15 protein-coding genes are annotated in these 20516 nt (G+C 70.9%); 9 read left to right on the forward strand and 6 right to left on the reverse strand.

Annotation, left to right across the window (positions count from 1 at the left end; genetic code table 11):
- Positions 1–160 precede the first annotated feature (160 nt).
- Entirely contained in the window at positions 161–1405 is a 1245-nt protein-coding gene (locus ABZ664_RS05915) for an LLM class flavin-dependent oxidoreductase (RefSeq protein WP_362503574.1), read from the forward strand.
- A gap of 217 nt (positions 1406–1622) precedes the next feature.
- A complete protein-coding gene (locus ABZ664_RS05920; RefSeq protein ID WP_362503577.1) occupies positions 1623–2828 on the forward strand; it encodes an alpha/beta fold hydrolase in 1206 nt (401 codons plus the stop codon).
- A gap of 303 nt (positions 2829–3131) precedes the next feature.
- Here the strand turns inward: ABZ664_RS05920 and ABZ664_RS05925 are convergent, their stop codons facing one another.
- From ABZ664_RS05925 to ABZ664_RS05945, 5 genes are read right to left on the reverse strand one after another with little or no spacing between them, the layout of a single operon-like run.
- Entirely contained in the window at positions 3132–3569 is a 438-nt protein-coding gene (locus ABZ664_RS05925) for a Zn-ribbon domain-containing OB-fold protein (protein WP_362503580.1), read from the reverse strand.
- The gene (locus tag ABZ664_RS05930; RefSeq protein ID WP_362503583.1) at positions 3566–4735 is read right to left on the reverse strand and encodes an acetyl-CoA acetyltransferase; all 1170 of its coding nucleotides are present in this window, start codon (positions 4733–4735) and stop codon (positions 3566–3568) included. The genes ABZ664_RS05925 and ABZ664_RS05930 overlap by 4 nt, the downstream gene beginning before the upstream one ends.
- Positions 4736–4762: 27 nt before the next feature.
- Positions 4763–5995 (reverse strand): acyl-CoA dehydrogenase family protein, encoded by a 1233-nt coding sequence (locus ABZ664_RS05935; protein ID WP_362503586.1) that lies wholly within the window; start codon positions 5993–5995, stop codon positions 4763–4765.
- Positions 5992–7581 carry an AMP-binding protein gene (locus ABZ664_RS05940; RefSeq protein ID WP_362503589.1) on the reverse strand — a complete coding sequence of 530 codons (1590 nt, stop codon included), beginning with the start codon at positions 7579–7581 and terminating at the stop codon, positions 5992–5994. The genes ABZ664_RS05935 and ABZ664_RS05940 overlap by 4 nt, the downstream gene beginning before the upstream one ends.
- 1 nt (position 7582) lies before the next feature.
- The gene (locus tag ABZ664_RS05945; protein WP_362503592.1) at positions 7583–8476 is read right to left on the reverse strand and encodes an SDR family NAD(P)-dependent oxidoreductase; all 894 of its coding nucleotides are present in this window, start codon (positions 8474–8476) and stop codon (positions 7583–7585) included.
- Between the two features lie 141 nt (positions 8477–8617).
- Between ABZ664_RS05945 and ABZ664_RS05950 the strand changes: the two genes are divergently transcribed.
- The 4 genes from ABZ664_RS05950 (at position 8618) to ABZ664_RS05965 (ending at position 12748) form a co-directional block, all read left to right on the forward strand.
- Entirely contained in the window at positions 8618–9769 is a 1152-nt protein-coding gene (locus ABZ664_RS05950; protein ID WP_362503596.1) for an acyl-CoA dehydrogenase family protein, read from the forward strand.
- Positions 9766–10245, forward strand: a complete 480-nt coding sequence (locus ABZ664_RS05955; protein ID WP_362503599.1) for a flavin reductase family protein — start codon at positions 9766–9768, stop codon at positions 10243–10245. The genes ABZ664_RS05950 and ABZ664_RS05955 overlap by 4 nt, the downstream gene beginning before the upstream one ends.
- Before the next feature lie 35 nt (positions 10246–10280).
- A complete protein-coding gene (locus ABZ664_RS05960; protein ID WP_362503602.1) occupies positions 10281–11462 on the forward strand; it encodes an alpha/beta hydrolase in 1182 nt (393 codons plus the stop codon).
- Positions 11463–11599: 137 nt separating this feature from the next.
- Positions 11600–12748, forward strand: coding sequence for an amidohydrolase family protein (locus ABZ664_RS05965; protein WP_362503605.1), 1149 nt, complete (start codon positions 11600–11602; stop codon positions 12746–12748).
- 244 nt (positions 12749–12992) lie between these two features.
- On the opposite strand, the gene ABZ664_RS05970 is transcribed toward ABZ664_RS05965, so the two are convergent.
- Positions 12993–15989, reverse strand: coding sequence for a BTAD domain-containing putative transcriptional regulator (locus ABZ664_RS05970; protein WP_362503608.1), 2997 nt, complete (start codon positions 15987–15989; stop codon positions 12993–12995).
- Between the two features lie 369 nt (positions 15990–16358).
- Between ABZ664_RS05970 and ABZ664_RS05975 the strand changes: the two genes are divergently transcribed.
- From ABZ664_RS05975 to ABZ664_RS05985, 3 genes are read left to right on the forward strand one after another with little or no spacing between them, the layout of a single operon-like run.
- Positions 16359–17492 (forward strand): alpha/beta fold hydrolase, encoded by a 1134-nt coding sequence (locus ABZ664_RS05975; protein ID WP_362503611.1) that lies wholly within the window; start codon positions 16359–16361, stop codon positions 17490–17492.
- Positions 17493–17546: 54 nt separating this feature from the next.
- On the forward strand, positions 17547–18524 hold the full coding sequence (locus ABZ664_RS05980) for a cyclase family protein (RefSeq protein ID WP_362503614.1): 978 nt from the start codon (positions 17547–17549) through the stop codon (positions 18522–18524).
- Complete coding sequence (locus ABZ664_RS05985) at positions 18521–20479, forward strand: AMP-binding protein (protein ID WP_362503617.1); 1959 nt, start codon at positions 18521–18523, stop codon at positions 20477–20479. The genes ABZ664_RS05980 and ABZ664_RS05985 overlap by 4 nt, the downstream gene beginning before the upstream one ends.
- Positions 20480–20516: the final 37 nt, after the last annotated feature.

Here is a 20516-nt window from a genome sequence, read left to right on the forward strand (position 1 = left end):
CCTCCGTCGATCGCGACCGAATGGTCGTTCCGTTGTGAAGTGCGGTTTATTGCGGGAGCCGTTACTCCGTCGTTACGGATCACGGGGAACGGCCCGGTAACTGGCCGCCCCTTTTGATATGGGCAGTGAATTCGGTCTGTGACTGCTGAGGAGTAAGACAGTGGGCGTCAAGGCGATCGTTCAGCTGTACCCGGTCATCCCGGTCGAAGGCGGCGCCGCCGGTCGCGCGGCCCGGCGACCGCTCGGGCGCGATCGGGATGAGTTCCAGAAGATCATGCGAGACTGGGCAAGGATCGCCAAGGCCGCAGAGGACCTGGGGTACTGGGGCATCGCCGGCATCGAGCATCATTTCCACTCCGAGGGCTACGAGGTCTCCCCGTCCCCCGGGGTGATCAACGCCTGGCTGGGCGCGCACACCAGCCGGATCAACATCGGCACCAACGGCTACGTGCTGGGCACCCAGGACGCCATCCGGGTGGCCGAGGAGTGCGCCGTGCTCGACCACATGCTCGAAGGCCGCTTCTGGGCCGGGGTGAGCCGCGGCTACCAGTCGCGCTGGACCGACGTGCTCGGCCAGCATCTCGGCACCCAGGCCACGCTGTCGGACGGCGGCGCGGCCGACAAGGCCAACCGGGGGATCTTCGAGGAGCAGGTCGAGCTGATGCTCAAGGCCTGGACCCAGGACTCCTTCGACTTCAACGGCTCCAAGGTCCAGGTCCCCTTCCCCTACGACACCGGCATCACCACCTACCCGGCCACCGACACCGCGTCGCGGATGGGCGCGACGGACGAGGTCGACGAGAACGGCGCCATCCGGAAGATCTCGGTCACGCCGCCGCCGTACCAGCGGCCGCACCCGCCGGTGTTCGTGGCGTCCTCCAGCTCGGAGGAGTCGGTCCGCTACTGCGCGCGCAACGGCTTCGTGCTGACCAGCTTCTCGCCCGCTTCCCGCACCGAGGAGTTCGCCCGCGTGTACGCCGAGGAGGCGGCCGCGGTCGGGCACCCGCTGCCGCTGGGCGCCAACCAGGCCCCGGTGCGCTGGCCGCACATCACCGACTCCCAGGCGGCGTTCGACAAGGCTCTGATGGACTACGACGCCGAGATCTACGAGCACTTCTACGCGAAGTTCTTCAAGAAGAAGATGGCGATGGGCGACGACGTGCTGCAGGCCGTCAAGGACTCAGGGCTGTTCCTGGGCGGCACCGTCGACCAGGCGCGGGCCCAGTTCTCCGCGGAGTGGGAGCGGGTCCCCTACGAGTACTCGGTGCTGATCTGGCACTGGGCGCAGCAGCCCGCCGACGACGTGATCCGCGAGATGGAGCTGATGGCCACCAAGGTCTACCCGGAGATCGGCGGCATGGCCGGTCCGGAGGAGCGTCCGCTGGCGCAGTGGGCCACGATCTGACCCGGCGCCCGCGTACGACCGCCGCCGCCCTCGACCCGGGGCGGCGGCGCGGTGCGCCCGCCGTCCGGTGACGGCGGGCGCACCGGGTAACGCCACCCGTAATGCGGTGGCGCTATCAATATGAACCTCAACTACCAATCTCAGATGCCAGCGGACGAAAGCACGCTCGCACGCGTGCGCGTCCGCCGCCCGTCTCGCCGTTTCGCGAGGAGTCGTCGTGTTCGAGTTCTTCCCAGGCGACCATGCCTGGTCGTCAACGGTGAACCTGGCCCTGATGGCCGGCGGTTCACTCGGCGACATGGAGTGCTGGCTGGGCCCGCTCCGCGACCTGCCGGCGGCGGCCCCCTCGGCTGTGGACCCGCCGCTGACGAGGTTGGATGCCTGGGCCGCCGCCTGGGCGGGGATGGCGCACCGGCAGGAGGAACTCGCCGCCCGGGACCTGAAGGCCGGGTACCCGACGACGGCGGGGGCGCGCTACCTGCGCGCCTCGGTGTACCACGCGAGCGGGCAGCGGGAGATCCCGCTGGGGCCCGCGAAGTCGGAGAGCTACGCCGCGGCCCTGCAGGCGTTCGGGAACGCGATGGAGTGCGCGGCCCTGCCGCTTGAGCGCGTCCACATCGACTCCCCCGACGGCATGATGCCCGGCTACCTGATCGCGCCGGACGCCGGTGACCCGCGGCCGGTGGTGATCGTCTACGGCGGTCTGGACCTGACCAAAGAGCTGATGTACGCCGTGATGGGCACCGCGTTCGCCCGCCAGGGCGTCACCTGCCTGGTCATCGACACCCCCGGCACCGGGGAGATGGTCCGGCTGCGCGGCGTGCCCTCGCGCCCGGACTACGAGGTGCCCACCGCGGCGATCATCGACTACCTGGAGACCCGGCGTGACGTGGACGCCCGGCGCGTGGCCGTGCTCGGTATCAGCTTCGGCGGGTACTACGCGGCCCGCGCGGCGGCGTTCGAGCCGCGGGTCTCGGCCTGCGTCTCGTGGGCCGGCAACTGGGACTGCGGCGCGGTGTGGAGACGACGCTGGGACGACCGCTCCGGGTACGAGCCGGCGTCGTGGTTCCTGCCCTGGGTGCTCGGCACACCGAGCGTGGAGCGGGCCCTGGAACGGCTGGAGGAGTGGACGCTCGCGACCGTGTGGCCGCAGGTGACCCAGCCCCTGCTCATCGTGCACGGGGAGGACGACCGGGAGATCCCGGTCGCCGACGCGCGCCGCGCCTTCGAGGCGGCCGGGGCGGAGGACAAGACGCTGCGCGTGTTCGCCTCCGGGGAGGGCGGCGCCGAGCACATGCAGACCGACGACCCGGACCCGACCCTGCGGCTGATCGCCGAGTGGCTGTCGCTGCGGATACCGGCGGAGGCGGGCGACCTGCCCGTGGGGACGAACCTGCGGGCACCCTCGCCGCAGGCGGTCTGACCGCCGGGCCTCCGGCCTCAGGCATCCGAGACACCGACGGCCTCTTATCCCAGGCATCGGAAACACCGACGGAGAAGCGCCCCGCCACCTTGGGGCGCTTCTCCGTCTGTCCGGCCGGGTCTGCGTCGGCCGGGTTCTCACCGGTCGGGTCCGCGCCGACCAGGTCCGTGCCGGTCGGGGCCGCGCCGGCCGAGTCTGTGCCGCCGGTCCGCGCCGACCAGGTCCTCACCTGTCGGGGGCCGCGCCGACCGGCCCTGCTCCGGCCGGGGTACGCCCCGGCCGGGTACGGTGCGCGAGCCCGCGTCAGCCCGCGGGACGCCAGAACGGCAGGGACGCCTCATCGTTCAGCGGGACGAAGTCGACCTCGACCCGCATCCCGATCCGGACCTCGTCCACCTCGCAGCCGATCACGTTGCCCATGATCCGCGGCCCCTCGTCGAGTTCGACCACGGCGACCGCGTACGGGGTCCACTGGCTGAAGGGGAACGCCCCGTTCTGCCGCACCACGGAGAAGGTGTGCACGACGCCCCTGCCCTCGGTGGTCAGCCAGCCGGGCACGGCGCCGCACTCGACACAGATCTGCCGGGGGTAGAACTGCCGGTGGTTACACTCCGGGCACTCCTGCACCAGCAGCTCGCCGCGCAGCGTGGCCTCCCAGTACGGCCGGGTGGAGGCGTCGAGCAGCGGTACCGGACGGCCCTCCATCGGGGGCGCGTCAGCGGGTGTGGTGACGTTCGTCATGCCTTGTCCTTTCCGAGGATCACGGTGCCCATCGCCGACAGCCAGCCGCCCGAGCCGCACGCCAGGGCGACCTCGGCGCCCTCGACCTGCGCCTCGCCACCCTGACCGCGCAGCTGCCTGGTGGCCTCGATGAGCAGGAAGATGCCGCGCATGCCGGGGTGGCAGGAGCTGAGCGCGCCGCCGTCGGTGTTCAGCGGCAGGGCGCCGCCGAGCTGCAGCGCGCCGGAGGCCGCGAACGGGCCTCCCTCGCCCTTCTTGCAGAACCCGAGGTCCTCCAGCATGAGCAGCGCGGTGATGGTGAAGCTGTCGTAGAGCTGCACCGTGTCGACGTCGTCGGGGGTGAGGCCCGCCTGGGCGAAGGCCTCCTTCCCGCTGCGCTCCGCGGCGGTGCGGGTGTAGTCGGGCATCTGGCTGATGTTCCAGTGCGTCTGCGCCGACGCGGCGCCCAGCACGTACACCGGCGGCTGGCGCAGGTCGCGGGCCCGCTCGGCGGTGGTCACGATCACCGCGCCGCCGCCGTCGGAGATCACGCAGCAGTCCAGCAGGTGCAGCGGGTCGGCGATCATGCGGGAGTTGACCACGTCCTCGACCGTCATCGGCTTGCGGTACTGCGCGTTCGGGTTGAGCGCGGCGTGCGTGCGGCAGGCCACCGCGATCGCGGCCAGCTGCTCGGAGGTGGTGCCGTACTCGTGCATGTGCCGCTGCGCGGCCATCGCGTAGGCGCCGATCAGCGAGTTGCCCCAGGGCGACTCGAACTGCAGGACGCCGGGAACCGCCTCGCCGGGCTTCTTGGCGCCGAAGCCGGGGTTGGTGCCCGACTTGGTGTACAGGTCGGAGCCGTAGACGATGAGCACGTTGTCGCACAGGCCGGCCCGGATCGCGGCGGCCGCGTGCTGGACGTGCAGCTCGAAGCTGGAGCCGCCGACGGCGGTGCCGTCGAAGTAGCGCGGGTTGATACCCAGGATCTCGGCCATGGTGCCGGCGTTGTCGGGCTGCGCGAAGTCTCCTTGGGCGCACATGAACCCGTCGATCTCGCTCTTGGCGAGGCCGCAGTCGGCGAGTGCCCGCTGCGCGGCGAGCACGTGGTGCCCGACCGCGTCGAGATGCGGAGCCTTGGGGTAGTCGCTCAGGCCGATCCCGGCGATGACTGGCGTGCGGTCAACCATGGGTGTGGTCTCTCCTCGTGAGGGTGGTCAGCGGTTGGGAGCCGGCTCGCGCGGGAGGCCGAGGATGCGTTCGGCCATGATGTTGCGCATGATCTCGTCGGTGCCCCCGGCGAGGCGCAGGGACGGTGCGCTCAGCATGAGCTCGGCCCAGACGTAGGTGCCCCACTCGCCGGTGTCGGCGGTCATGCGGGCTCCGAGGACGCGGCCGGCGAGCGCGCCGATGGCGCGTACGTTCTCCGAGTCCATCAGCTTGATGATCGAGGCCTCGGCGCCGGGTTCGCCCCCTGCCGCGCGGGCGGCGGCACGCGCGGCGGTCCACCGGATGATGTCGCGCCGGATCGCGATCCGCGCGAACTCCGCCCGGATGCCGGTGTCGCCTTCGAGGCCGAAGTGCCGGATCAGGCCGAGCAGCCGCTCGACCGGGTCGGAGGCGGGCGGGGAGGTCCGGTAGCCCATGGACGCCCGCTCGTTGCCGAGCGTGGTCATCGCCACCTTCCAGCCGTCGCCCGGCTTACCGAGCACATGGCTGTCGGGGACGAACACGTCGTCCACGAACACCTCGTTGAACGCCTCGCCGCCGGTCATCTGGCGCAGCGGACGGATCTCCACGCCTGGGTCGTGCATGTCGATCATCAGCATGGTGAGACCGCCGTGCTTGGAAGCCTCGGGGTCGGTGCGGACCAGCATCTCGCCGATGTCGCTGTAGTGGGCGCCGGAGGTCCACACCTTCTGCCCGCTCACCCGCCAGCCGTCGCCGTCGCGGACCCCTCGGCTGCGGACCCCGGCCAGGTCGGAGCCGGCCTCGGGCTCGGAGAAGAGCTGGCAGGCGAGCAGGTCGGCCCGGTACAGCGCGCGGAGGTATTTCTCCTTCACCTCCGGGGTGCCCCAGGCGAGCAGGGTCGGCGCGACGATGTGGTGGCCGACGACGAAGCAGGCCTCCGAGGGCAGCTCGTAGTCGGCGGCCACCTCGTCGAACAGCTCCTGGAAGCGCGCCTCCCGGCCGCCGCCGCCGTACTCGGCCGGGCCGGTGAGCCAGCCGAAGCCGGCGTCGAAGAGCTCGCGGCGGAAGGCCGTCGCGGCCTCCACCATCCGCAGTTCCTCCTCGCGGGTCGGCTCGGCGCCGGAGCTCAGCTCGTCGGAGCCGACGCCCCAGCCCTCCTGCGCCTCGGGGAGCGGCTTGGCGTGCGCGTCGAGGAACGCCCGGACGGCGTCCTGGAACGCGGCGTCGCCGGTGGGTGGGTTTTCTGTCTGGTCGCTCACGCTTGCTCCCGCAGCAGACGGTGGAGCACCTTGCCGCTCGCGTTCTTGGGCAGGGTGCCGGTGTGGATTCGGATCTCGTCGGGCACCTTGTACTTCGCGAGGCGGTCCCGGCAGAAGCCCTGGATGCCCTCGGGCGTGGCCTCGGCCGCGGCCGTCTCGGTGAGGACGACGTGGGCTCGCACGGTCTGGCCCCAGTGCGGGTCGGGGACGCCGACGACGGCGCACTCGACCACGCCGGGGTAGGAGGACAGGACCGTCTCGATCTCGATCGGGTAGACGTTCTCACCACCACGGATGATCATGTCGTCCTTGCGGCCCGCCAGGTACAGGTAGCCCTCCTCGTCGAGGTAGCCGAGGTCGCCGCCCTTGAACCAGCCGTTCACCACCACCTCGGCGGTCTTCTCCGGGCGGCCGTGGTAGCCGCTCATCACCATGTCGCTGCGGGTGACGATCTGGCCGACCTCGCCGGTCGGCAACTCCCGGTCCTCGGTGTCCCAGATCCGCAGGTCGATGTTGTAGCCGGGGCGCCCCACCGAATTCAGCAGGTGCGGGTGCCCGTTCAGCGCGCGCAGATGGTCCTCGGGGGTGAGCACGCTCTGCATGCCCGCCTCGGTGCCTGCGCCGAAGCCGTTGTAGAAGTCGCAGTCCATCACCGCCATCGCCCGCACCAGCAGGTCGGGCGACATCGGCGCGGCACCGTAGAAGACCGACCGCAGCGCGGCGAAGTCGGCCGGGGCCACGTCCGGCTCCCGCAGCAGCGCGCTGATCATGGTCGGTACCAGGAACACGTCGGTGAGGCCCTTGCGGCACCACCTCAGCAGCTCCGCCGGGTCCCACTGCGGAATGATCAGTGACGTCGAGCTTCTCTGGATCGCGTTGAGCACCAGGCCGAGCCCGGCGACGTGGTACAGCGGGGAGGCCGAGTAGCGGAACTCGTCCCGCAGGAAGCGGTACTCCAGGACCGCGTTGGAGACCATCGTCTTCCACATGCGGTGCGACTGCATCACGCCCTTGGGCAGGCCGGTCGTGCCGCTGGTGAAGGCGAGCGCGACCACGTCCTCGTCCTCGACCGCGGCCGGTGTCGGGTCGCCGGCGGCGCCGAGCGCCAGGATCTCCTCCAGCGGGACGGTCCCCTCGACCGCCGTGCCGCGGCCGATCACGTGCGCCAGCTGCGGCAGCTCCGGCCGGGACCGCAGCACGTCGGGCGCGTACCGTTCGCCGACGAAGATCCAGGACGCCTCGGCGGTGCGCAGCAGGGTCGTGATCTCGGCGGGCGACAGCCGGTAGTTCAGCGGCACCGCCACCGCGCCGAGCTTGAACAGGGCGAGGAGGATCTCCACGTACTCCGGCGAGTCGGTGTCCAGGATCGCGACCCGCTCGCCCTGCCGCAGGCCCGTCTCCTGCATGCCGCGGGCGAGCCGGTGCACCCGGTCGCGAACCTCGGCGAAGGTGCGCGAGCCTTCGGCGGTGACGAAGCACTCCCGGTTCGGGGAGCGCCGCGCGGCCATGTCGATCCACTCCCCGATCCGGATCCCCGACAGGCGCTGCCCGGTCAGCGGGACCGGGCGGGTGCGCTGCTCGGTCATCTCACTTCCCCAGCATCTCGGCGAGGAGCTCCATCTCGGCCATGCTGTTGCCCGGCACCTGGTAGCCGGTGTCGTCGAAGATCTCGGTCAGGTGGTCGCGGACGTCCTCGGCGCTGAGGGAGTCGTTGACGTAGCCGCGGGTCATGCCCACGAACACCCTGGCCACCCGTCCGGCGCCCGCGCTGAGCACCTCGCCGGACAGCTCGCACGAGTCGTGGCACAGGTAGGCGACCACGGACGAGACCAGCGCGGGGTCCATCTTGTCGGCGATCGGGTTCTCGAAGCCCTCGGTCATCCGGGTGAGCGCCACCGGGCCGATCGCGTTCGCCTTGATGTCGTACTTGCGGCCCTCGATCGCGAGCACCTTGATCAGCCCGATCAGGCCCATCTTGGCCGAGGCGTACGACGCCTGGCCGAAGTTGCCGTAGAAGCCGGCCGAGGACGAGGTCACCACGACGCGTCCGAAGCCCTGCTCGCGGAAGACCCGCCAGGCCGGGCGGGTGACGTTGAAGGCGCCCTTCAGGTGCACGTCCAGCACCGGGTCCACATCGTCGGGGCCGGTGTTGTGGAAGGTCTTGTCGCGCAGGATGCCCGCGTTGTTCACCACGACGTCCACCTGCCCGAACGCGGAGAGCGCGGTCTGGATCAGGGCCTCGCCGCCCTCGGGGGTGGCGACGGAGTTGACGTCGGCCACCGCTGTGCCGCCGAGCGCCTCGATCTCCTTCACCACGATCGCCGCCCGGCCGCTCTCGACGCCGTCCCCCGACAGGGACGTGCCCATGTCGTTGACGACGACCCTCGCGCCGCGGCGCCCCAGTTCGAGAGCGTGGGCCCGGCCGAGCCCTCCGCCCGCTCCCGTGACCACGGCGACCCGGCCGTCGAAGCTAAGATCCACGGTGACTTCCTCCTCTGGCTGTGGCCCCATACCGGTGTCGGCTCGGCATCGGTAGGAACGATCGCCCATGGGGAGTTACTGTGGGCGTTACGGCTCTCGCCGCTCATGCCGAGTGCACATGCCCCTTCTAACGTCCTGGCCATGAGCGGACTTCAACAACTGGCCGACGCGACCGCGGCGTTCACCGGCCTCGCCGAGGAGCACGAGGAGTTCCGGGACAGCGTGCGGTCGTTCGTGGAGCAGGTCTCCCCGGAATCACAGGTACGCCGCCTGATGGACACCGAGCCGGGTTACGACCCGCGGGTGTGGCGGCAGATGGCCGATCAGCTCGGCCTGCAGGGAATCGCGATCCCCGAGCGCTTCGGCGGCTCGGGGGCCTCCTTCCTCGAACTGGGTGTGGTGCTGGAGGAGACGGGCCGTGCCCTGCTGGGCGGGCCGTTCTTCGCCACCGTGGTGCTCGCCGCCAACGCCCTGCTCCTGTCCGGCGACGAGCGTGCGCAGGAGGACTTCCTGCCGGGGATCGCCGCCGGTGACACGATCGCCTCGGTGGCGATCACCGAGTCGTCGGGGTCCTGGTCGCCCGGCGACATCGCGCTGCGGGCGTCGCACGAGGACGACGTCTGGCGGTTGTCGGGAACCAAGTCGTTCGTACTGGACGGGCACGCGGCCGATCTGGTGCTGGTCTTCGCCCGAACCGACGCCGGGCTCTCGCTGTTCGCCGTCTTCGGGGAGGCGTCCCGGCTGACCAGGACGCAGCTGCCGACGATGGACAGGACGCGTCGGCAGGCGGTGCTGGAGTTCGACCGTACCCCGGCCCGGCTGATCGGCGAGGAGGGCGCCGCGGGCCCCGTGCTGGAGCGCCTGCTGGACCTGGCCGCGGTCGGCCTCGCCGCCGAGCAGGTCGGCGGCGCCCAGCGGTGCCTGGAGATGTCGGTCGAGTACGCCAAGGTGCGCAGCCAGTTCGGCCGGCTGATCGGCTCCTTCCAGGCGATCAAGCACAGGTGCGCGGACATGCTGACGGCGGTCGAGTCGGCCCGGTCGGCGGCGCACTACGCGATGTACGCGGCCGGGGAGGACCTGCCGGAGCTCCCGGTGGTCGCCGCCCTGGCCAAGTCCTACTGTTCGGAGGCCTACACCATGGTCGCGGGCGAGAACATCCACGTGCACGGGGGCATCGGGTTCACCTGGGAGCACCCGGCACATCTGTACTTCAAGCGGGCGGCGTCCTCGGCGCTGCTCTTCGGCGACCCCGACCATCACCGGGCCCGGTACGCCGACGGGGTGGGACTGTGAGCACGCAGCCGGTCATCGCGGGCGACGACCTGCGCAGCGTGATGGCCTGCTTCGCCACCGGGGTGGTCGTGGTGACCGCCTCGGGGACGGACGGCCCGGTGGGGATGGCGGTGAACTCGTTCGTCTCGGTGTCGCTGGACCCGCCGCTGGTGCTGTTCTGCGCGGCGCGCACCTCGACCACCTGGCCGGCGATCCAGGCCGCCGGGCACTTCTGCGCCAACGTGCTCACGGCCGACCAGGAAGGGCTGGCCAGGCAGTTCGCCCGCCGCGGCGACCGGTTCGCGGGCGTGTCGCACAGCCCCGGCAGGACCGGCGCCCCCGTGCTGAGGGACGTGCACGCGCACGTGGAGTGCACGATCGTCGAAACCTATGAGGCCGGCGACCACACCCTGGTGCTCGGCCGGGTGCTGGAGCTCGCCGCCGACGACGAGGCCGCGCCGCTGCTCTTCTACCGCAGCGCCTACCGGCTGTTCTGACCAAGATCCCGATGGACTCGACGAAGGAGTGACAAGTGGTTGCCGCGATCCGCAATGCCGAGTGGTGCGCCTGGTTCCCTGAGGACTACCGGTGGTCGTACAACGTGATGCTGGTGTTCGCCGTGGTGCCGACCGGCGGTGCCGAGGTCGGCGAGATCGACCGGGTCTGTCGGCGGCTCGCCGGTCACGTGGGTGACGACGAGCGCTGGTTCCGCGAGTGGGGCGCGATGGGCGACCACGTCCGGGGCCTCGCGGAGAAGGCCGAGGCGCGGGGTGACCGCCGCGCGGCCGTCGCGCACTACCGCCGGGCCACCAGCTACTACTTCGCCGCCGAGCGGTTCCGTTTCCCCAAGGACGAGGAGGCACTGACCTCCTACCGGGCGATGACGGACTGCTTCCGGCTCGCCGCCGAGCTGGACGACCGGTACACGATCGAGCACGTGGAGATCCCGTACGAGGACACCGCGCTGCCCGCGATCTTCATCTCCGCAGCCTCCTCTCCCGACGACCGGCGGCCCGCGGTGCTGTTCATGAGCGGGTTCGACGGCAACAAGGAGCACAACTGGTTCCTCGGCGCCGAGGACCTGATCGCCCGCGGCGTCTCGGTGCTGTCGCTGGACAGTCCCGGCGTCGGCGAGGCCGTACGCTTCCGCGGCATTCCGCTGCGGCACGACTACGAGGTGGCCGGCGGCGCGGCGATCGACTGGCTGGAGGGCCGCTCGGACGTGGACGCCGACCGGATCGGCGTGATGGCGCTGAGCCTGGGCGGCTACTACGCCTCGCGCTGCGCCAGCATGGAGCCCCGGTTCAAGGCCTGCGTCGCCTGGGGCGCGATCTGGGACTACCACCGGATCTGGAGCGAGCGGATCGAGGCCGCGTACGCCAAGCAGCTGCCGGTCCCCGGTGAGCACCTGGTCTGGTCCACCGGGACCTCCTCCAACACCGAAGCGTTGCGGCTGCTGGAGGATTTCCGGCTGGCCGACGTGGTGCCCCGGATGACCTGCCCGTTCCTGCTCGCGCACGGTGAGGACGACCAGCAGGTGCCGGTGTCGGACGCCCACCTGCTGTACGACGCCTGCGGCTCTGCGGACAAGACGCTGCGGATCTTCACCAACGAGGAGGGGGCCGCGCAGCACTGCCACATGGACAACCTGTCGATCGCGGTGCCCGAGATCAACGGCTGGCTCGCCGACCGGCTCGGCGCCTCCGCCGGATAACGGCCCTGCGAAGGCGCAGGTTCGGATAACGACCGGCTTAACGGCGGGCGGCCTAGCGTGCTCCTGTCGGAGAGCGGTCGCTCCACCCACGATCCACCACGACCGCCGTGCCCGGCACGACCCATCTGGAGATTTCGATGACCACTGGTAAGCCCCGCCCGCTCATCTCGGTCGACTCCCACGTCGTGGAGCCGAAGGACCTCTGGCTCAAGCGGCTGCCGCAGCGCTTCCAGCACCAGGCACCCCAGGTCCAGTCCACCGACAAGGGCGACTTCTTCATCGTGCCCAACACCGGAATGTCGCCCAAGCCGGTCGGCACCGAGGGCGCGATGATCAACACAAAGATCAACAGTGTGATCACCAAGCCCACCGGTTACCGCTTCGAGGACCAGCGGCCCGGTGCGTACGACCCGGTCGCCCGGCTGGAGGACCAGGACAGCCAGGGCATCCTCGCCGAGATCGTCTACCCGGGCTGGCTGATCGTGCACAGCATCCCCGACTTCGAGCTCAAGGTCGCCTGCGTGCGCGCGTACAACGACTGGCTGTTCGAGGAGTTCTGCTCGCACAACCCCGACCGGCTGATCGGCGCGGTCGCGCTCCCCGTCGGCCCCGGCCCCGTCGAGCCCGCGATCGAGGAGGCCAGGCGCTGGGCCGAGCGCGGCGCCAAGACCTTCCTGCTCCCGCAGGCGGTCCCCGGCATGGCCTGGGGCGACGACCACTGGGAGCCGCTGTGGTCGGTCCTTGAGGAGATCGGGCTGCCCGTCGGGTTCCACCAGGCCGCCGGTCAGGTGGCCATGTTCAACGACAAGACCACCCCGGGCGTGTTCTGGACCACCGCCGTCGGCAACAAGATCAGCCTGGGCTGGGTGTTCATGCAGCTGGTCTACGGCGCGGTCCCCGAGCGCCACCCGAACCTGCGGTTCATCCTGGTCGAGGGCGGCATCGGCTGGATCGCCTTCCAGCTCAACACCATGGACCACCTGTTCACCGACCACCACCGCTGGACGATCCCCGAGCTGGCGATGAAGCCCAGCGACTACTTCAACCGCAACTTCTGGGCCACCTTCGAGGACGACCGGCCGGGCATCCTCACCCTGCCCATGCTGGACGAGAAGCGGCTGATGTGGGCCGGGGACTACCCGCACACCGAGGGCAACTTCCCCTACTCGCAGGAGCAGGTCGCGCACGACTTCCAGGGCATCGAGGAGTCGGTGGTCTCCGCGATCACCCACGACAACGCGATCGACCTGTTCGGCCTCTCGCTGCCGAGGCTCGTCAAGGCCTGACGGTGGCGCCCCAGACCGTCAGGGCCTGACCGTGCCCCTGCTCGTCAGGCCCTGACGGCGCTCCTTGCTCGTCAAGGCCTGACGGTCTGGGGCCCTTCGACGGCCCGTCAAGGCCCGACGGTCTCCCGGCCCGTCAAGGTCTGACGGGCACGTCCGGATCCGGCGGCGGTCGTCACGACCGCCGCCGGACCGCTTCCCCGGCCCGCGTCCACGGCCCGAGCGACGTGCTCGGAAGGCCGCGGGGTCAGCTCCCGCGCAGCTCGCTGACGAGCTGCCGGGTCGTCGGCGTCGGCCCCACTCCGAGCTCGGCCAGGGCCTTGGTGAGCCGCTGGAACTCGGCCAGCACCGCGTGCGGCGCGCCCAGCGCCCCCTCCACCTGCATCCGTACGCAGTAGGCGGACTCGCAGAACGGATCCCGGTTGATCGCGAACGAGGCCGCCCCCCTGGCACGCTCCAGATAGCCGAGCGACAGCGCCACCTCGGCGGCGTCGACCGCCGCGTTGACGATCATCACCTCCAGCTCGTGCCGGCGCTCCTCGGCCCACTCCAGCTCGCTCTCCGGCAGGTAGGGCCCCTCGACCAGCTCCAGCGTCGACTCGATCCGCTCCAGCCGCTCCACGCCGCGCAACCCGTACGCGTCCTTGATCATCCGTTCGAAGCGCAGGTCGGTGCTGTCCACGTACAGGCCGTCGGCCCAGCGGACGTGGCTCTGCGAGGTCCTGGCGAGGTTCACCCCGGTCGCCTGGCGCAGCTTGTGCACCACCTGGCGGAAGTAGTTGCCGCCTCGGCGCGGATCGGCGTCGGGGAAGAGCCGCTCCTGCAACCGGTGCCGCTCCACCCCCTCGGGGTGCAGCGTGAGGTAGGCGGCCAGCTCCAGCACCTTGGTCCGGCGCGAGCAGCGCGGCACACCGTCCACGATCAGGTCGAGCACCGGGCCGTGCGTGTGCACGTCGACGACGATCACCCGCTCGGAGGCCGCGACCGGCTGGCGCTTGCGCGCCTCCGGTGGCTGGTGGCCGACCAGCTGACGCCAGCGGGTGCCGCCGACGTCGTTCTCGATCTGGCGGCGCAGCACCCCCGGCACGTCGTTCAGCGCGTTCTTCAGGATGAACAGGCAGCCGATCGCGTTCGCGGTCTCGTAGGCGAGCTCGACCGAGGCCGACGCCGCCTCGGCGTTGCCCAGCCTGGCCTCTGCCTCGGCCAGGTAGGTGGCGGCGAAGGGCAGCATCAGGGTACGGCCCGCCGCCCGCATCGCCTCGGTCGCGCTGCGCAGCACCCGCGCGGCGTCCTCCGGCCGGTCGATCCGCAGGTAGGCCAGGCCCTGGAAGGTCTGGCCCCACTCGGCGTAGCAGCGGTTGCCGCTCGCGGCCGAGCGGCTGATCGCGTCGGCCAGGGTCATCCGGGCGTCGTCCACCCTGCCCAGGGTGAGCTGCAGGACGCCGACCACGACCTCGAAGCAGGGCTCCCAGCCGAACCGGGTCCTGCGGCTGTGCTCGACCGCCGACTCGGCGGCCCACAGCGCCTTCTCCGTCTGCCCCTCGGCCCACAGCAGCCACGCCTCGTGGAAGAACCACAGGTCGGTGTGCGCGCCGAACTTGATCGTCTCGGGAACCTCGTCCAGCAACTCGCGGGCGAGCGTCAGCTCGCCGCGCCAGACCAGGGCGAGCAGCGGGTGCGGGGTGCGGAAGAACGAGCGCGGCGGCCAGTCGCCCTCCTCCGGCAGCATCCGCAGCAGCTGGTCCAGCCGCCCCTGCACCAGCAGACCCCAGGAGTACACGCGCTCGCTGTCCACCCAGTCCCTGCCGGGTGGGGAGGCGACCGGCTCGCGGCCCGCCACCGCCTCCAGTTCGTAGCGGACCGCCTCGGCCCTGAAGTCGCCCTCGTAGTTGCGGATCAGCTCAAGCGCCTGCGCCGGGCGCCACTGCATGGCGTATCCGACGAACGCGACCGCGCCGGGGTCGGACTTGGCCACGTCGCCGAGCACGCCCTCCTGGTGCAGCCTGCCGATCAGCGCCTGCGCCTCGGGGATGCGCCGCACCCCGTACAGCGCGCGCAGCAGGGCACCGAGCAGGACCGGCCGGGACTCGACCACCTGGATGCCGAACGTCTCCAGCCAGCGCAGCAGGACCCGCCAGTCGGCGCGGGCGGACAGCGCGGCGACGGCGCTCTCGGCCACGTCCGCGGCCTTCTCCACCTCCCCCGCCTCCAGGTAGGTCTCGACCGCGTCCTCGTGCATCCCGGTCTCCTCCAGGAGCCGGGCGTAGCGGCTCTGCAGGCCGGGCAGCTCGCCGGGCAGCCGCGCCTGCAGCTGCTCGCGCAGGTACTGGCGGAACCGGGGGTGGTAGACGAGCGCGCGGTCGGCCTTGGTCGCCGGCAGGTGCCGCGAGCCGAGCGACTGCCACAGCCGGTAGCCTTCCTCGCCGCAGAGGGCGACCGCGGCCCGCGCGGTGACGATGGCCGGGATCGAGGTGCGGAGCAGGAAGTCCTGCTCCTCCTGCGGGAGGCGGGCCAGGATCTCCCTGGAGACGAAGCCGGCCAGCGCGTCCGGCCCGTTCTCGGACTTGAGGCCGGGGACGATGTCGAAGGCGACGGCGGCGATCCAGCCCTTGGTGGCCTCCATCAGCGGCGCCGGGTCCCGTCCGTCCTGGCCGTGCGCGGCGAGCAGCGTGCGGGCCTCGTCCATGTCGAGGGCGAGGTCCTCGCCGCTCATTCTGGCGATCCTGCCCTGCATCATCATCCGGCCGATCGGGCCGCTCAGGTCCTCGCGGCTCAGGATGACCGTACGGACACCCGGCGGCAGGTAGTCGAGGAAGATACCGAGTACGGCGAGCGCCTCGTCCGCGTCCACCAGCCACTCGCAGTCGTCCAGGACGAGCAGCAGGGACGTGTCGGCGACGCTCTCGGCGAGCATCGCGGCCACCTCGGTCGTCGGGAAGCCCTCCGCCAGGGCGGACTCCACCGTCCTGGGCGCCTCGGGATTCAGGCCGGACAGCGCCTCGGCCAGGTAGACCATCAGCCGGGACGGGCTGCGGTCGCCGGCGTCGAGCGTGAGCCAGGCCAGCGGCCAGCCGAATCGCGTGGCGAACATCCGGGTCTGCACGGTCTTGCCCGAGCCGGCCGCAGCGAAGATCACAATCGTCTCGTGAGACTCCAGGAAGGCGGCGAACTGTTCGTCCAGCCGGTCCCTGGTGATCGTCCCACGCGGCAGTCCAGGGGGTTGGACTTTGTGACTCAAGATCATGCCAGCCTCAGTTCACCAGAACGTAGCTTCACGGCAACTCCACAGAAACCCCCGTCGAGTGAAACCGCACTTCAATCAAGTGCTATGGCAATACTTATGTCAAGAGTCTTGCCGTTTTTAATACCCTTTTCGACACATTGTGGGCTTTATTGATCACTGCGACCTAAGTAACGGATAGTGAGGATCGCCGTCGGCTTCCAGCGGTCCCCGCCCGTCGATGCTGCGCCGCCGGGCGTCACCTCGGCCATCACCCGGGCCACCGCCGTGACGCCCCCCGATCCGGCCCCGGGCCCATAACGGTGGTGGTAACGCCGGGTGGGGTGAGGTGACCGTAGAGCCACCCTTCCCGTACGCGAACGGAGCCCCTCGGTGTTCTACTACTTCCCGGACAACTACATGTGGTCGTCGGCCTTCAACCTCGCCCTGATGGCGGGCGGCTCGCTCGGCGAGATGAACCGGTGGCTGTCGCCGCTGCGCGAGGGCGAACCAGACAACGAGGCCTGGGGCAAGGCGTGGGCGGGGATGGCCGAGCAGCAGGAGACGCAGGCCGCGGAGGACCTCTCCGCCGGGCTGCGCCGCAGCGCCGGCCTTCGCTACCTGCGCGCCTCGGTCTACCACGCCAGCGGTGAGCGGCAGATCCCCCCGGGCCCTGAGAAGAGCGCGAGCTACCAGGCCTCGCTGGACGCCTTCGAGAAGGCGATCGAGCTGGTGCCGCTGAACGTGGAGCGGATCGAGGTGGACTCGCCCGACGGCGTACTGCCCGGCTACCTCATCCCGGCCAGGACCGCCGAACCCGCCCCGGTCGTGATCTTCTACGGCGGCTTCGACGTCACCAAGGAGTTCCTCTACGGCTTCATCGAGGAGGAGTTCGTCCCCCGGGGCATCAGCTGCCTGGTGATGGACAGTCCCGGCGTGGGCGAGCCGCTGCGGCTGCGCGACGTGCCCTCGCGTCCCGACTACGAGGTGCCGACCGCTGCCGTGATCGACTACCTGGAGACCCGCTCCGACGTGGACGCGAGCCGGATCGGCGTGATGGGGATCAGCCTCGGCGGCTACTACGCGCCGCGGTCGACCGCGTTCGAGCCCAGGATCAAGGCCTGCGCCGCCTGGGGCGGCATCTGGGACTGGGGCGCCACCTGGGAGAAGCGCTGGGCGACCCGGTCCAAGACCGTGTCCGTGCCGTGGTTCCAGCTGCCCTGGGTGATGGGTACCGACACCATGGAGGCCGGCCTGGAGCGCGTCAGGCAGTGGACGCTGGTGGACGTACTCCCCAAGATCACCCAACCGCTGCTGATCGTGCACGGCGAGAACGACCGCCAGGTCGCGGTCGAGGACGCGCACAAGGCCTACGCGGCGGCCGGTTCCGCGGACAAGACGCTGCGGATCTTCACGGTCGCCGAGGGCGGCGCCGAGCACTGCCAGACCGACGAGCCCGACCCGGCCCGCCAGCTGATCGCCGACTGGTTCGGCCAGCGCTTCGGCACCCTGCCGGCGCAGGACTGACCCGCCGCCGTCCACGAGTTCGCCAGGATTTCGTGAGAATGAGGAGACATCGGCATGAGTAGTGACACCGGCGGCGTGTCCGCACGCAAGGTGACGCTCGACGACGTGCACGCACTGTGCGACCGGTACCGGAACTGGGGCAAGTGGGGCCCGGACGACCAGCTCGGCACACTCAACTACATCGAGCCGGAGATGATCGTCGCCGCGGCGGGGCTGGTCCGGCAAGGCAAGATCATCTCCTGCGCGCTGCCCTACGACGGCAACGGCCCCCAGAACGGCTGGGGCGGACGGGTCAACCCGCTGCACTTCATGCTGCAGGACGGCGGCGACGCGGCCATCGGCGCCCAGGACCACATGGCCCGGCTGAGGTACGCCGACGACGCGATCTACATGCCCCTGCAGTCGGGCACCCAGTGGGACGCGCTGTCGCACGTGTTCTACGACGGCAAGATGTACAACGGCTACGGGCAGGAGCACGTCTCCAGCACCGGGGCGGAGAAGAACGCGATCCACCTGATGACCGAGAAGGTCGTCGGACGCGGTGTGCTGCTGGACATCCCCCGCCACCGCGGCGTGCCCTGGCTGGAGCCGGGTCAGGGGATCGACAGCGCCGAACTGGCCGCGTGCGCCGAGGCCCAGGGGGTCGTCGTCGGCCGCGGTGACTTCGTGCTGGTCAGGACCGGTCACATGGCGATGTGCCGGGAGCAGGGCGCCTGGGGCGGTTACGCCGCGGGCGACGCCCCCGGCCTCACCCTGGACTCGGCGCACTGGATCTGCGGGAACGAGATCGCCGGGGTCGCGACCGACACCTGGGGCATGGAGGTGCGGCCGAACGAGCTGGAGGAGATCTTCCAGCCGGTGCACATCGTGCTGCTGGTCAACGCGGGACTGCTGATCGGCGAGATCTTCGACCTGGAGAAGCTGGCCGAGGACTGCGCGGGCGACGGCGTGTACGAGTTCATGTTCGCCGCGGGGCCGCTCCCGTTCACCAAGGCGGTCGGTTCTCCCCTCAACCCGATGGCGATCAAATGAACATCGACGAACTCGACCGGCTCCCGGTCGCCTGGGAGCCGGACCCCGCCGACTTCCCCGCCACCCCGCTGGGACGGATGGCGGCCAGGCACGGAATCACCACCTTCGAGGAGGTGGCGGCCCGCGCCGCCGCCGACCCCGAGTGGTTCTGGGGCGCCGCCGCCGACGACGTGCTGCGCTGGCGGCGGCCGTACGACAAGGTGCTCGACCTGTCGGACGGCCCGCAGTTCCCGCACTTCTTCAAGGGCGGCGGGCTCAACTGGGCCGACTACGCGGTGGACCGATGGGTCGAGGAGAACCGCGGCGACGACGAGGCGATCGTCTGGGAGGGCGACGACGGCTCGGTCCGCACCGTCACCTACGGCGAACTGAAGGAGCAGATCGACCGGGCCGCGGGCGCGTTCACCGCGCGCGGCGTCGGCATGGGCGACGTGGTCGCGCTGTACCTGCCGATGGTGCCCGAGGCCGTGGTGGTCGTACTGGCCGCCGCCAAGATCGGCGCCGTCGTGGCACCGTTCTTCAGCGGCTTCGGCCCCACCCCGGTGCGCGAACGGCTGCTGGACTCCGGCGCCAAACTGATGGTCACCGCGGACGGCTTCGAGCGCCGAGGCAAACTCGTCCCGATGAAGGAGACCTTCGACGAGGCCGCCGAGGGCCTGTCGGAGCTGCGCACCGTACTGGTGGTGCGTCGGCTGGGCCGGGACGCCCCGATGGCCGCGGGCCGCGACGAATGGTGGGACGAGGCGCTCGCCGCGGCCGAGCCCGTCGAGGAAACCCCGGTCCTGGACGCCGAGACCCCGTGCATCCTGCTGTACTCCTCGGGCAGCACCGGCCGGCCCAAGGGCTGCCTGCACACCCACTCCGGCCTGCCGTTCAAGTTCGCGCAGGAGGCGAGGCACGGGTACGGCATGGACAGGGGCGACCGGCTGCTGTGGCTCACCGACATGGGCTGGGTGATGGGCGTCTACACGATCACCGCCGCCCTCACCAACGGCGCCACCGCCGTGCTGTACGAGGGCACCGCCGACCATCCCACGCCCGACCGGCTCTGGTCGCTGGTCGAGCGGCACCGGGTGACGGTGCTGGGCGTCTCCCCCACCCTGGTCAGGATCCTGGCGGGCCTGGGCGACCAGTGGCCGGACGCGCACGAGCTGCCCGACCTGCGGGCGATCTGCAGCACCGGCGAGCCGTGGAACCTGGAACCGTGGTGGTGGTGCTTCCGCCACGTGGGCAAGGGGCGGATGCCGATCGTCAACATGAGCGGCGGCACCGAGTGCGGCGCGTCCATCGTGAGCGGCTCGGTGCACCGGCCGATCAAACCCGCCGGGTTCTCCGGCCCCACCCTGGGCATGGCGGCCGACGTGTTCGACCCCGACGGGCGCTCGATCCGGGGCGAGGTGGGCGAGCTGGTGGTACGTGGTCCGTGGCCGGGCATCACCAAGGGGTTGTGGGACGGCCCCGAGCGGTATCTGCGGACGTACTGGAGCCGCTACCCGGGCACCTGGCAGCAGGGCGACTTCGCCTACGTCGACGCCGACGGGCACTGGTTCCTGCTGGGCCGCTCCGACGACACCATCATGCTGGCCGGCAAACGGGTCGGCCCCGCCGAGATCGAGTCGCTGCTCGTCGACGACCCCGAGGTGGTCGAGGCGGCGGCGGTCGGCGTCCCCGACGAGCTGAAGGGCGAGGCGCTGGTCTGCTTCGTCGTGCTCGCCGAAGGCGCCGACCCGGCCCTGGTCCTGCCCAGGCTGGAGGCGTCGGTGGTGGCGAGGGAGGGCAAGGCGACCCGGCCCAAGGCGGTGCACGCGGTGCCCGCTCTGCCGAAAACGCGCAACGGGAAGGTGATGCGACGGGTGGCGCGGGCGGTCTACATCGGGGCGGACCCGGGCGACGTGACCGCGCTGGAGAGCCCGGAGCCGCTGGCCTCGCTGCCACGGCAGGCGAGCACCGTCTGACCCGCGCCGACGGCGCCCCCGCGAGTCGCGGGGGCGC

This window comes from Streptosporangium sp. NPDC006930 (assembly GCF_040635605.1).
In the GTDB taxonomy this organism is placed as follows: Bacteria; Actinomycetota; Actinomycetes; order Streptosporangiales; family Streptosporangiaceae; genus Streptosporangium.